General features: G+C 70.5%; 12 protein-coding genes. 5 read left to right on the top strand and 7 right to left on the bottom strand.

The genetic code is table 11. From position 1 onward, the window contains the following. Positions 1-73 precede the first annotated feature (73 nt). Together AC1U89_RS14170 and AC1U89_RS14165 are read left to right on the top strand one after the other, a co-directional pair. On the top strand, positions 74-595 hold the full coding sequence (locus tag AC1U89_RS14170) for a sigma-70 family RNA polymerase sigma factor (protein ID WP_479900334.1): 522 nt from the start codon (positions 74-76) through the stop codon (positions 593-595). Further along, positions 585-1589, top strand: a complete 1005-nt coding sequence (locus AC1U89_RS14165; protein WP_479900333.1) for a FecR family protein — start codon at positions 585-587, stop codon at positions 1587-1589. Before AC1U89_RS14170 ends, AC1U89_RS14165 begins: the two co-directional genes overlap by 11 nt. Positions 1590-1642: 53 nt before the next feature. Here AC1U89_RS14165 and AC1U89_RS14160 read toward each other — a convergent pair whose 3' ends face one another. From AC1U89_RS14160 to AC1U89_RS14135, 6 genes are all read right to left on the bottom strand, one after another. Beyond that, positions 1643-2314: a peroxiredoxin-like family protein gene (locus AC1U89_RS14160; protein WP_479900332.1), complete on the bottom strand. Its 672-nt coding sequence runs from the start codon at positions 2312-2314 to the stop codon at positions 1643-1645. After that, the gene (locus AC1U89_RS14155) at positions 2311-2715 is read right to left on the bottom strand and encodes a 4Fe-4S dicluster domain-containing protein (RefSeq protein ID WP_479900331.1); all 405 of its coding nucleotides are present in this window, start codon (positions 2713-2715) and stop codon (positions 2311-2313) included. The genes AC1U89_RS14160 and AC1U89_RS14155 overlap by 4 nt, the downstream gene beginning before the upstream one ends. After that, a complete protein-coding gene (locus tag AC1U89_RS14150; protein ID WP_479900330.1) occupies positions 2715-4283 on the bottom strand; it encodes an FAD-dependent oxidoreductase in 1569 nt (522 codons plus the stop codon). The genes AC1U89_RS14155 and AC1U89_RS14150 overlap by 1 nt, the downstream gene beginning before the upstream one ends. Continuing rightward, the gene (locus AC1U89_RS14145) at positions 4280-5230 is read right to left on the bottom strand and encodes an ABC transporter substrate-binding protein (RefSeq protein WP_479900329.1); all 951 of its coding nucleotides are present in this window, start codon (positions 5228-5230) and stop codon (positions 4280-4282) included. The genes AC1U89_RS14150 and AC1U89_RS14145 overlap by 4 nt, the downstream gene beginning before the upstream one ends. A gap of 11 nt (positions 5231-5241) precedes the next feature. Beyond that, positions 5242-7917, bottom strand: a complete 2676-nt coding sequence (locus tag AC1U89_RS14140; RefSeq protein ID WP_479900328.1) for a TonB-dependent receptor plug domain-containing protein — start codon at positions 7915-7917, stop codon at positions 5242-5244. A gap of 99 nt (positions 7918-8016) precedes the next feature. After that, a complete protein-coding gene (locus AC1U89_RS14135; RefSeq protein ID WP_479900327.1) occupies positions 8017-8862 on the bottom strand; it encodes a TauD/TfdA dioxygenase family protein in 846 nt (281 codons plus the stop codon). A 262-nt stretch (positions 8863-9124) separates the two neighbouring features. Between AC1U89_RS14135 and AC1U89_RS14130 the strand changes: the two genes are divergently transcribed. Next, on the top strand, positions 9125-10462 hold the full coding sequence (locus AC1U89_RS14130) for an LLM class flavin-dependent oxidoreductase (RefSeq protein WP_479900326.1): 1338 nt from the start codon (positions 9125-9127) through the stop codon (positions 10460-10462). A gap of 14 nt (positions 10463-10476) precedes the next feature. Here AC1U89_RS14130 and AC1U89_RS14125 read toward each other — a convergent pair whose 3' ends face one another. Beyond that, on the bottom strand, positions 10477-11310 hold the full coding sequence (locus AC1U89_RS14125; protein ID WP_479900325.1) for a LysR substrate-binding domain-containing protein: 834 nt from the start codon (positions 11308-11310) through the stop codon (positions 10477-10479). Between the two features lie 128 nt (positions 11311-11438). On the opposite strand from AC1U89_RS14125, the gene AC1U89_RS14120 reads away from it, so the two are divergent. Beyond that, a complete protein-coding gene (locus tag AC1U89_RS14120) occupies positions 11439-12248 on the top strand; it encodes an ABC transporter permease (RefSeq protein WP_479900324.1) in 810 nt (269 codons plus the stop codon). Beyond that, on the top strand, positions 12245-13048 hold the full coding sequence (locus AC1U89_RS14115) for an ABC transporter ATP-binding protein (RefSeq protein WP_479900323.1): 804 nt from the start codon (positions 12245-12247) through the stop codon (positions 13046-13048). The genes AC1U89_RS14120 and AC1U89_RS14115 overlap by 4 nt, the downstream gene beginning before the upstream one ends. Positions 13049-13050 lie beyond the last annotated feature (2 nt).

Here is a 13050-nt window from a genome sequence, read left to right as displayed (position 1 = left end):
CGCCCCTGTCCCCGATCGCCCTCCCCGCGCCTCTACCCTCCTGCGAGGCGGCGCACGGCCGGGTGGAAACGCGATGATCGACCTCCTGGCGGAGTTGAGACCCCATGAACGCAAGCTGCTCGGCTATATCGCCCGTCGCCACGGCGACCCCTCGCGGGCGGAGGACATCCTCCAGCAGACCCTGCTGATGGTGATCGAACAGAGCCGCAAGCAGGCCATCGTCCAGCCGCTGGCCTACGCCTATCGCGTGGCCGATTCCCTGATCTACGCCCAGGCCCGCCGAGATCGTCGCGAGGAATGGCTGGGCGAGGTCGACTACGGCTGCGAGCTGCCCCTGGCCGACGAGGTGCTGGAGCACAAGCAGCGGGTGGCGGTCTTCGAGGCGGCCCTGCGCCGCCTGTCGCCGATCCGCCGCGAGGTGTTCGTCCGCCGCCACATGGACGGTCAGTCGCGTCGGAAGATCGCCGACGACCTCGACCTGAACCTGGAAACCGTGAAGAAGCATCTCGTCCGCGCCATGGCCGAACTGGCCGGGGTGATGGACGCCGCGACCGGCGACGCCGCCGACTGGAAGGGGGCGACCCGTGAGCGCTAACGACAACGACCTGAGCGTGATGGAAGAGGCCGCCGACTGGATCGACCGGCTGGACGAGCTGTCGGAGGCCGAACGCCACGAGTTGGCCGCATGGCTGAACGCCTCGCCCGACCACGCCGCGGCGTTCAGCGCGCTGCGCCACACCCTGCGCGACACCGCCCTGCTGGAGGCGATCGACCGCCTTCGCGCCGAGCCGATGGAGACGCCCGCCCCGCCTATCCGCCGCCAGGTCGCCCTCGGCGGCTGGTCGCGCGCCGGCCTGATCGCCGCCGGCCTGCTGGTGCTGGTGGGCGGCGGTGTGCTGACGTCGCGCCTGCTCGCCGAGCGGGCCGAGCCGACGATCGAGCTGGCCACCGCGGTGGGCGTGCGGGCCGACCATATGCTCAGCGACGCCTCGACCATCCGCCTCAACGCCGACAGCCACGCCAGCGTCACCTACAGCCGATCCGCCCGCGACATCTATCTGCGCCAAGGCGACGCCGTGTTCGAGGTCGCCAAGAACCGCCACCGCCCGTTCAACGTCATGGCCGGCGACGCCACGGTGACGGCGGTGGGCACGGTGTTCGAGGTCGACAAGGTCGACAGCGCCGTCGAGGTCCGGGTGTTCGAGGGCGTGGTCCGCGTGTCCCAGGGCGACGCCCCGCCCCGCACGCTGCGCCAGGGCGAATGGCTGTTGCTGGCCGCCGACCACACCGCCAGTCGCGGGCGCCTGGCGGCCGACAGCTATGACGCCTGGCGCGGCGACTGGCTCGAGGCCGACAACATGCCGCTGAAATACGTGGTGGCCCGGCTCAATCGCTACAGCCCGCAGGCGCTGGCCTTGCGCGATCCCCGCCTGGGCGAGCTCAAGGTGACGGGCCGGTTCAAGCTGGATCGCCCCGCCGAAGCCGTGGCGATGATCTCGGCCCTTCTGGACCTGAAGGTCGAGGACGCCGGCGCACGGATCTATCTCGGCCMGTCCGCCGCGCCCGCGCGATCGGGTCGTCCCATCTGAAGGCGCGTCCGGAGTGGTCCATGACCGCCCCGGACGCAGATCAGAGGTCAGGATTACGCGGGAACCGCGGCCAGGGCCCGCACCGCGGCGATCACCGGCTCGGCCTCGGTCCGGACCAGCCAGTCAGGGCTGACGTCGGCGAACTTCACCCGCTGGTCGCGGCCGATCACCACCACCGTGGGCTGGGGCAGTTCCCAGGTGCCGGTCCCCGTCGTCTCGCCGATCGAACCGCCCCGCGCGCGCTGCGCGGCCTGACTGGCCTCGTCGGCGGTATAAAGGATCCCGAACCGACGCCCGAGCGCATTGTCGGTGTCCGAGGCCACCTTGAACGACAGGTCGTGGCGGGTGCGGATCTCGCCCAGGCGCTCCGGAACTTGCGGGCTGACGGCCACCAGCGGCACGTCCAGGGCCTTCAGCGTCGGCTGCAGCGCGCGCTCGTAATAGGGCAAGGCGATGTTGCAGGCCGGGCAGCCGGCGAAGCGGAAGAACACCAGCACCGCCGGTCCCTTGGCGGTCAGGCCCTTCAGGGTCAGTTCGCCGCCCTCGACGTCCTGGAGGACGAAGGGCTCGACCACGTCGCCGACCTTGATCCAGGCGTCGGGATCAGCCTCGGCGACCAGGGTCGCGCGCTGGTCGACATTGATCTTCAGGGCGGCCGAATCCCAGCTCCGGACGCGCTCGGCGTGCAGGTCGGCCAGCAGCTTGGCCAGGCTTTCTTGGCTCATCGGGTCGTCTCCTCGGCTTGAGCGGATTTCTCTTGGGCGGACTTCTGGGCGGCGATCTGGATCGCCTGCAGGCGGGCGCGCTCGAAGATCGAGCCCATGCGCCAGTGCTGGTTGCTGTGGGTCGCCGCGTGCTCGCCCCAGCCGGAGTCGCGGCGGAACGCGCCCAGCTGGCCCGAGGCCAGGGCCTGCTCGGCGGTGATCCCGGCCGGCGCCTCGCAGTCGGGCCAGACGAACAGGGCGTCGGACGCGCAATGCAGCTCGCACAGCAGGCAGGTCTGGCAGTCGGCCTGGCGGGCGATCCTGGCCTTGCCGTCGGGGCCCAACTCCAGCACGTCGCTGGGGCAGGCGTCGACGCAGGTTCCGCAGCCGGTGCAGCGTTCGTCGATGACGACCTCGATCATCAGGCCACCTCCGCCTGGGCGGCAACCGGCTCGAACGCGGTCCACACGGTGTTCAAGCCGCCGGTGCGTTGCCGCGCGGCGAAGCGGGGGTCCAGGCCGGTCGCGTCCTCGCGTCGGTGCATGCCGCGGCTCTCGCGCCGGGCCAGGGCCGAGGCCTTGCTCCAGCGGCCGGCGGCGACCAGGGCGGCGGCCTCACGGCTCCGCAAGGACGCCCTGCCCTCGCCCCGCGCATGGTCGGCCAGGTCGGTCCAGACGTCGTCGAGTCTCCGGATCGATCCGGCCAGGGTCGCGCCGCGTCGGAAGATGTTGCGACCGTAGTCGTTGAGCTCATCCCGCACGGTCTGGACGACGGTCTTCAGGTCGACGGGACGCTCGGCGCGGGCAGGCCGTAGGCCGGCGCGGCCCGTGGCCACCACCAGAGCGTCGGCCCGAACCCCCTGCCCCAGCGCCAGCCGCGCGGCGCCCGCCCCCGCCCACTGGCCCGACGACAAGGCCCAGGACGAATTGACCGCCCCGCCGCCCGAGATCGCGCCCGTGACCAGCTCGCGGCTGGCCGCGTCGCCCGCCGCGAACAGACCGGGGACCTGGGTCTGGCAGGCCTGGTCCGTCACCCGCAGGCCGCCGATCCCGCGCACCGTGCCCTCGGCGTGCAGGGTGACCTCGAAGCGGTCGTGGTAGGCGTCGATCCCCTTGCGGTCGAACGGCAGGACGAAGTTGGGCTGCACCTGCGGCATCACCCGGCGGATGTCCTCCGGCACGCGGTCCAGCCGGCAGAACAGCGGGCCGGCCATCAGGGCCCGCGCCAGATGGGGCGTGACGTCCGGTCCGTTGGGGATGTCGAGTTCGCGGTCGTCGGCGTCGAACCAGCGCGCGAAGCTGTAGGCCATCGACCGGGCCATGTTCGTGCCGGCCATGGCCGGGGTGTAGTAGTTGGTGAACTCCATGCCCGACAGGTCGGCCCCGGCCTCGACGCCCATCAGCAGGCCGTCGCCGGTGTTGGTCGCCGAACCCAGAAGGCGCGAGGCGAAGGCGCAGCCGCCCGTGGCCAGCACCACGGCGCCAGCGCGGATCGTCCACGGCCGTTCGCCCCGCAGGGCCAAGCCCGACGCCCCGGCGATCGACCCGTCGCCGTGGCGCAGCAGCTCCAGGGCCGGATGGTGATCGAGGATGCGCACGCCCTGGGCCAGCGCCAGGTTGCGCATCGCCCGCATGTATTCCGGTCCGCGCAGACCGCGATAGAACGGCCGGCCCTCGTCGTCGATCGAGAAGTCGTAATAGCCGCGCAAGGTCGGCAGGCTGGTCCAGGTCAGGTCCAGGATGCGCCGCATCCAGTCCGGGTCGCCCAGGCCCAGGGAGCGCTTAAGCCGGTCGGCGACGGCGGCCTCGCGCGCTTCCGGCGGGACCCACCAGTGGCCGGGACCGGCCGTGGCGGTGACGCCGCTGGTCCCGCAATGGCCCTTGTCGGCCAGKACGACCTCGGCGCCCTCCCGCGCGGCGGCGATGGCGGCCCAGGTCCCGGCCAGGCCGCCGCCGATCACCAGCACGTCGGTCGATCCCGTCTGGCTCATGGCGCGACGGCGGCGTTGAACGAGCGATCGAAGGCGCCGGCCGGATCGCGCGTCGAGGTCACCGCCCCGGCCGCCCGGAAGCGGTCGAGCACCGCCGTCGCCTCGGCCACCGCGCTGTCGTCGATCGCCGTCGGCGCGATGCGGTATTGGCGGACGGTGTAGAGCGCCACATCCGGCTGCAGGCCCGTCTCCTTGGACAGGGCCGCGGCGTATTCCTGGGGATGCTCGCCCGCCCAGCGCCGCGCCTTGGCCAGGCGGCGCAGGAAGTCCTCGACCTGCGGCCGCTTGCCGGCGATCGCCGCCTCGCTGGCCGCCTCGAAGCCGTAGCCGCTGAGCCGCCCGTCGCCGTCGGCCAGGATCACGGCGTCGTCGTGCAGCTTGGCCAGGGCGACGTACGATCCCCAGGTCACCCAGCCGTCGATGGCGCCGCTGGTGAAGGCCGCTTTGGCGTCGCCGGGGCTGAGGAACACGATCTGGACGTCGGTGGGCTTCAGCCCCGCCTCTTCCAGCAATTTGAGCAGCAGGTAGTGGCCGATCGAGCCGCGCCCGGTGGCGATCTTCTTGCCGCGCAGGTCGGCCACGCCGTGGAACGGCGCGCCCTTGCGAACCAGCAGGGCCGTCGACGAGCCGCCGCTCTTGCCCGCCTGCACGGCCTTGATCTTGGAGCCGCCGGCATAGGCGAACAGGAACGGCGCGTCGCCCGCCTCGCCCAGGTCGACCGCCCCGGCCCCCACCGCCTCGAGCAGCGGCTGGGCGGCGGCGAATTCGCTCCACTCGATCTTGTAGGGAACGCCCTCCAGCGCGCCGGAGGCGATCAGGATCGCCTTGGTCCCGCCCCTCTGGCTGCCGACCTTGAGGGGCGCCTGGCCGTCCCCTCCTCCCTGGGCTCCGCATCCGGCCAGCAGGGCGGCGGCGGTCAAGACGGCGATGAGGCTGCGTCGTTGCATGGCGCCCTCCCTCAGAAGCGTTGGGTCAGGCGGGCGTAGTAGTAGCCGCCGGTGATGCCGAAGGGCGAGAAGATGCCGAACTGGTTCAGGCCCGTGTCCGCGTTGACGATGCCGATCTTGTCGGGATGCTCGTCGAACAGGTTGTTGGCCCCGATCGCGATGTTCGTCGTCGGACGCACGTCCCAGCCGATGTCGAGGTCGACCACCCATTTGGGACTGAAGGTGCGGTCCAGATTGGCCGACGTCCCGGCCTCGGTATATTCGCCGTACCGCGTGGTGCGCAGGCTGGCCGTGACGGTGTCGCGATCCCAGACCGCGCCGAGGATCAGCTTCTTGCGCGGCGTGCCCACGGTCAGGTCGGCGATCTTCTGGCGGTCGAACAGCACCAGGTTCGGATTGACCGCCTTGAGCACCGCCGGCGTGTCGATCTGCTTGGTGATCTTGGTCTTGTTGAAGGCGTAGGCGGCGTTGAGGTTCAGCCGCCCCGCCTCGCCCAGGTCGAAGGCGTACTCGGCGACCAGGTCCACCCCCGTCGTCCGGGTCGAGACGGCGTTGGTGTAGTAGGTCGCCGCCAGGCCCTGCGGGAAGCGAGTCAGCAGCGGCGCCAGGGCCGGCTGCGAGGCCAGCTGGGCGGCGGTGAGGTCCAGGTTGCTGGTGTCGACGATGCGGTCGTCGATGTCGATCTGGTAGGCGTCCAGGGTGACCCGCAGGCGGCTGGTGGGCTCGGCCGTGATCCCGACGCTGTAGTTGGTCGAAGTCTCGGGCTTCAGCGGCGTGGCGCCCAGGGCCTGGGCCTCGCTGGAGTCCGCGCGCAGCACCTTGGTCGGGAAGGTCAGGTACTCGCCAGGCATGCAGGGCACGCCGCGGAAGACGTTGTTGGGCGCGGCGGCGCAGAGGTTGCCGCTGATCGTCGAACTGGCGAACACCTCCTGGGCCAGGGACGGGGCGCGGAAGCCGTTGCTGATCGTGCCGCGCAGCGCGTAGCCCGGCAGGAATTCCCAGCGCGTGGTCAGCTTGCCGCTGGTGGTGTCGCCGACATCGCCGGTGTAGCGCTCGTGACGACCGGCCGCGCCGACGTACCAGTTTTCGGTCAGGTTGGTCCCGACGTCGACATAGGCCGCGTAGACGTTGCGGCTGGCCGAGCCGGAGTCCTCCGGCGCGGTGCCGGCGTAGGACGCCAGTCCGGGATTGGGCCGCAGCCCGGCGAAGGGCTGGCCGGCCGGGATCACGTAGTCGCCGACGATGTAGGACGCCTCGTCGCCCGGATAGATCTTGAAGTGCTCGTAACGCTGCTCCAGCCCCCACGACACCTGGACCGGATGCGGCAGCACGCCCTCGAACTCGCGGGTGACGTCGAAATTGGTGGTCCACTGCTGGAACTGGTGGGTCGACAGGTGGAAGTAGGTCGGGCTGGCGGGACCCAKGGTGGCGTTGAGGGTGTTCTGGCCGTCCAGCTGGGCGTGGTCCTGGGCGAAGGTGGTCGACAGGTCCCAGTCCCAGCCCTTGGCCTGGCCGCGCGCGCCCAGGGTGGTCTGGAAGTCGAGCTCGAAGATCCGCCGCAGGGCGTTGAAGCCGTTCGGATAGACCTCCGGCAGCGAGTTGCGGTTCTGGGGTCGTCCCGCCGTCACCCCAGCCACCGGCGCCAGGTTGGGCAGGAAGCTGCCGGTGTTCTTCTTGGACGAGCGGTGGCTGAGCGTGCCCGTCGAATAGAGCGTCAGGTCCTTCCAGGGCATTTCGGCGTTGTAGGAAGCCGCCAGGATGTCCTCCTCGCCGGGGCCGTAGCCGCCGCCCCAGTAGTAGCGATCGGCCGTGGCGTCGCGCGGGTCCGGGGTGACGGTGGTGACGCCGCCGACGGTGGTGACCGTGGGCTGGTAGATGTACTGGGCCCGCGACGGGACCGCGCGCGAGGCGGCCTCGTTGTTCTTCCAGTCCAGGGCCAGCTGGACGAAGCCGCCCGCGTCGCCCAGCGGCAGGCCGTAGTTCAGCGTGACGCTGCGGGTGTCGCCGTCGCCCAGATAGTTCTGGCCGCCCTGGTAGCTGAACGACCCGCCCTCCACGTCCTTCTTCAGGATGATGTTGACCACCCCGGCGATGGCGTCCGAGCCGTACTGGGCCGAGGCGCCGTCGCGCAGCACCTCGATGCGCTCGATGGCCGAGGCCGGGATCAGGTCCAGGTCGACCGGCGCGCCGCCGCGTCCCACCCGGGCCAGGTTGTTGATCAGGGCCGTGCCGTGCCGCCGCTTGCCGTTGACCAGGAACAGGGCCTGGTCGCCGTTCAGGCCGCGCATGGTGATGGCCCGCACCGTCCACGAGGTGCCGCCGCCGTTGATGCCCGGCAGGTTGAACGACGGGATCAGGGTGTTGAGCACCTCCTTGAGGCCCACCTTGCCGGTGGCCGTCAGCTGCTCGCTGGAGATCACGTCGACCGGCGCCGGGCTGTCGGCCACGGTGCGGCGCTCACCGCGGACGCCAGTGACGATCACGCCTTCCAGGGCGACGGCGCCGTCGACATCGGCGGCGGTCGCGGCGGGAACCGCGTCGACGGCCGGGACGGCCGCCGGCAGGTCGGCGGCCCGGGCCGGACCGGCGAGCGTGGCGATCGTCAGGATCGAGGCGCAGGCCAGCAGGCCGGTCCGGAGCGTCCAGTCAAAGGCAGGTCGGGCCAACGCCCGCGTCGAATAAGGCAAGAGTCTATCCCCCGCGCGGCGCCGGTGGCGTCCGCGTCGTGTTGTTGGTCTTGAAGGTGGAAGGCGCGCCGCCGGTCCCCGGCGCGCCGCGAGCTCAGGTCAGGTCGAGCGGCGCTCCCGGTACGGGATGTCGTCCGAACCGATCAGCACGCGCTCCATCACGCGCGGGAAGTCGCCATAGTCGCGGACCGCGTAGTGCAGACCCGCGCGGTTGTCCCACAGGGCCACCGAATTGGGCCGCCAGCGGAAGCGGGCGTGGTGTTCGGGCTTCTTGACCTGGTCATACAGCCGGGCCAGCAACGCCCGGCTCTCCTCCGGCGCCAGGTCGACGAACCGGGGCTTGAGGCTGAAATTGATCCAGAAGATGTCCTCGCCGGTCTCCGGATGGGTGCGGATAGCGGGATGGGCGACCAGCGGATAGCGCTCGCCCGACCGGTTCAGGGCGTCCTGGTAGTCGTGGATCACGTAGAGGTCGTCCACCGCCGCCTTCAGGTCGTCGGGCAGGCCGCGATAGATCGCGCCGCCGTCGGCCCAGATGGTGTCGCCGCCGACCTCCGGGATGTGCACGGCCTTCAGCACCGCGCCGAACGATGGATTGATCCGCCAGCTGGTGTCGGTGTGCCAGTGGTTCTCGCGGATGTCGTATTCCTTGAGCGCCTCGGCCGAGATCGGCTGGACGGCCCGGTGGGTCGCCACCCCGCCGACGGGGTGGGCGTAGACCTCGCCGAAGTTGGCCGCGAAGGCCAGTTGCTGGTCGCGCGTGATGTCCTGGTCGCGGAAGAACAGCACCTTGCGCTCCAGCAGCAGGGCCTTGAGCGCGTCGCGCTGAGACCGGTCGAGCGGCTGGCGCAGGTCCAGGCCGCTGACTTCGGAGCCGATGGTCGGGCTCAGGTGGACCGTGCTCAATCCCGTCGTTTCGCGAATGCCGGTGATGGTGGCGCTCATGGCCTCTCCTCGCCTGATGACTGCGACACGCGGCGATCAGCGCCGCGACCGTCGGCAACATGCGCAATTCAAGCAAGCATATCGAAACAGTATTCCTTCATTCCATTTCAGATATTCATATATCCAACGCCAAAATACGATCCTTTTCGCATAGCAATACGTGCATATTCGAGATCATAATAAGCTATATTGATCGAACTCCATTGCTCGTACCGTTGCACGGTGACAGTCATGCCGGCGAAATCTTCTTTCGGAGGCCGCCATGACCCAGCGTAGACAATTGAAGCTCGGCCACATGATCGAGGGCGCGGGGCGGACCTGGACCGACTGGCGCCATCCGAACGCCCAGCCGGGCGCCAGCACCGACTTCAAGTATTACAGCCGCGCCGCCAGGCTGGCCGAACAGGGCAAGTTCGACTTCCTGTTCATCGCCGACAGCCTGTCGATCAACGCCAAGTCCAGCCCGCACTACCTGAACCGCTTCGAGCCGATCACCATCCTGTCGGCCCTGGCGGCGGTGACCGAGCACATCGGCCTGGTGGCAACGCTCAGCGTCACCTATTCCGAGCCCTTCAACGTGGCGCGGCAGTTCGCCTCGCTGGACCACATCAGCGGCGGCCGCGCCGGCTGGAACGTGGTCACCTCCTGGCTGGAAGGCTCGGCCGAGAACTTCGGCAAGGCCGAGCACCTGGCCCACGACACCCGCTACCGCCTGGCGGCCGAATATCTGGATGTCGTCCAGGGCCTGTGGGACAGCTGGGAAGACGACGCCCTGGTGCACGACAAGGCCAGCGGCGTGTTCTTCGATCCCGACAAGCTGAACACCCTGGGCCACAAGGGCGAGTTCCTGTCGGTGAAGGGCCCGCTGAACATCGCCCGCTCGGCCCAGGGCCAGCCGGTGATCTTCCAGGCCGGCGCGTCCGAGGACGGTCGCAACCTGGCCGCCAAGCGCGCCGACGCGATCTTCGTCGGCCACGGCGGCGTCGAGGAGGCCCGGACCTACTACGCCGACGTCAAGGCCCGCGCCGCCGGCTTCGGCCGCAACCCGGACGACCTGTTCATCCTGCCCGCCGCCGCCCCGATCATCGGCTCGACCGAAGCCGAGGCCGAGGCGCGCTGGAAGGAACGCGCCGAACTGGTGTCGATCGAGTCCGCCCTGGCCATGCTGGGCCGCGGCTTCAACGACCACGACTTCACCGCCTACGACCTGGACGCCCGCTTCCCCGACGTGTTCAGCCGCGGCGTCAACAGCTCGCAGTCGGCGACCCTGAAGATCGCCAAGGCGGTCGAGGAGGAGAACCTGACCCTGCGCGAGGTGGCCCTGCGGTTCGCCACGCCGCGCGGCGACCTGGTGGGCACGCCCGAGCAGATCGCCGACAAGTTCCAGCTGTGGCTCGACACCCGCGCTTCGGACGGTTTCGTGATCGGCGAGTCCCTGCCCGGCCAGTTCCAGCTGCTGGTCGAGGAAGTCGTCCCCCTGTTGCAGAAGCGCGGGATCTTCCGCGAGGACTACGAAGGCTCGACGTTCCGCCAGAGCCTGGGGCTGGAGGTTCCGGCCAACCGCTTCACCACCCAGAAGGCCAGCCGAGCGGTCGCGTGAAACGGCCGCTCCCCTCACAGCTCCAGGGCCGCCTGATGGATCAGCTCGGAGAGCTTGGCGATCGAGGGGTGCGGGGCCGAGCCGACCCGGCGGACATAGGCGACCTGGGGCACGGCCGGCAGGCCCGCCTCGATCGGCGCCGCCTGGGGGCGGAACAACGCGGTGCGGCAAGTGACGGCCAAGCCGGCGTCCACCGCCGCCCGCAAGGCCGAAAGGCTGGGCGTCTCCAGCGCCACGCGGAACGGCCGTCCCTCGCGCTGCAGGGCGGCCAGGGCGGCGTCGCGGAACCGGCAGGGCGGCGCCAGGATGGCCAGGGGCAGGACCTCGGCCTCGACCAGGTCCGGATTGCCGTGCCAGACCATCGGCGCCACGCGGGCCGCGTGCGGATCGTCCGCCGCGCCCATGCACAGCACCACGTCCAGCCGGTCGCCGGCCAGCAGGTCCAAGAGCTCGGGCGAGCCGGCCACCCGCACCTCCAGCTGGACCTCGGGATTGAGCTGGCTGAACCGGGCCAACACGCCCGACAGCAGGGTCTCGGCGAAGTCCTGGACCAGGCCCACCCGCACCGGGCCGACCAGGGCGTCGCCGGTCAGGGCCACGACCGCCCGGTCGTTGAGCGCCAGGATCTCGCGCGCCAGGGTCAACAAGGTCCGGCCGGCCGGCGTCAGGGTCAGGCGGCGCCCGTCGCGGTGGAACAGCGGCGTCAGCACCGTCTCCTCCAGCCGCTTCATCTGCAGGCTGAGCGCCGACTGGGTGACGAACACCCGCTCGGTGGCCTTAAGCATCGATCCGGAGTCGACGATGGCCACGAAGCTTCGCAGCAGTTCGGTGGGCAGGTTGGTCGCCATTCGGATCGCCTGTGAGAAAGTCTGATATGCCCCTAAGGATAAGCCTATTGATCCAGTAGGGATTAAACGCCCTTCTCTGTGAAGCATCGGCGCTCACGCCGCAACGGGTCTCGGAACGACGCATCCTCATGTCTTTGGCGGTCACCCTTAGAAATTCTCAACCTCTGGCGTGGCGCTGGCCCCGCCTTTCCCGGGCGCGCTGGCTGTCGCCGGCGGCGCTGCTCCTGCTGTGGGAAGCCGGCTCGCGGGCCGGACTGATCCCCGCCCGGGTGCTGGCGGCCCCGTCGGCCGTGGCCGAGACGTTCTGGACGCTGATCGCCTCGGGCGAGCTGCCGGCCAATCTGGCGGTGTCGCTCGGCCGGGCCGGCGCGGGTCTGGGCCTGGCGCTGGTCGTGGCGGTGACCCTGGGCCTGATCTCGGGCCTGTCGCGCTGGGGCGAGACGCTGGTCGACCCGCTGATGCAGATCAAGCGCACCCTGCCCGTCGTGGCCCTGACCCCGCTGTTCATCGTCTGGTTCGGCATCGGCGAGGTCCCGAAGGTGGCCTTGATCGCCACCGCCGCCGTGTTCCCGCTGTACCTGAACCTGTTCGCTGGCATCCGCGGGGTGGACGTGCGGCTGGTCGAGGCGGCGCGGAGCTTCGGCCTGTCCGGCCGCGACCTGATCGCCAACGTGATCCTGCCGGGCGCCCTGCCCTCGTTCTTCGTGGGCCTGCGCTACGCCCTGAGCATCAGCGTGATCATGCTGGTCATCGCCGAGCAGATCAACGCGCAGGCGGGCCTGGGCCACCTGATCAACAACGCCCGCGACTTCATGCGCACCGACATCATCGTCGTCTGCCTGCTCGTCTACGCCCTGCTCGGCCTCGCCGCCGACGCCCTCGTCCGCACGCTGGAGCGCAAGGCGCTGGCGTGGCGCCCCAATCTCGTGGAGCAATGACCATGGCCCAGCCCCGCATCCGCCCGCTCGTGACCGCCGCCCGCGAGACGCCGACCGTCCGCCTCAAGGGCTTCACCCGCCGGTTCGGCGACAACGTGGTCATCGACGGCCTGGACCTGACGATCGCCCCCGGCGAGTTCGTCGCCCTGCTGGGCGCCAGCGGCTCGGGCAAGACCACCCTGCTGCGCACCCTGGCCGGGCTCGACTCCGCCGGCGGCCAGGACGTGACCACCCCGGACGCGCGGGCCGTGGTGTTCCAGGACGCCCGCCTGCTGCCCTGGCGACGGGTCTGGCAGAACGTCGCCCTGGGCCTGAAATCCGCGGACGTCCGCGCCCGCGCCGAGGCGGCGCTGAAGGAGGTCGGCCTGGGCCATCGCCTCGACGCCTGGCCCGCCACCCTGTCCGGCGGCGAGGCCCAGCGCACGGCCCTGGCCCGCGCCCTCGTCCGCGAACCGGCCCTGCTGCTGCTGGACGAGCCGTTCGCGGCCCTGGACGCCCTGACCCGCCTGAAGATGCACGACCTGGTGCTGTCGCTGTGGCGCGAGCACAAGCCCGCTGTGCTGCTGGTCACCCACGACGTCGACGAGGCCATCGCCCTGGCCGACCGCGTGCTGGTGCTGGACAAGGGCAAGATCGCCGTCGAGGAGCGGATCGCGCTGGAGCGTCCCCGCCAGCCCGACGCCCGCTTCCACGCCATCCGCCGCCGCCTGCTCGCCCGCCTGGGCGTGGATGCGCCCGCGCCCCAGCCGGCGTCCAACGCGGCCCTGGTGGCCTTCCCGACCGGCGAGGTCGTGCTCTGATC

The organism is Caulobacter sp. 05T431 (genome assembly GCF_056665975.1).
Note: the sequence above shows the minus strand (reverse complement) of the source record. Positions and strands in the feature narration are given on the sequence as shown.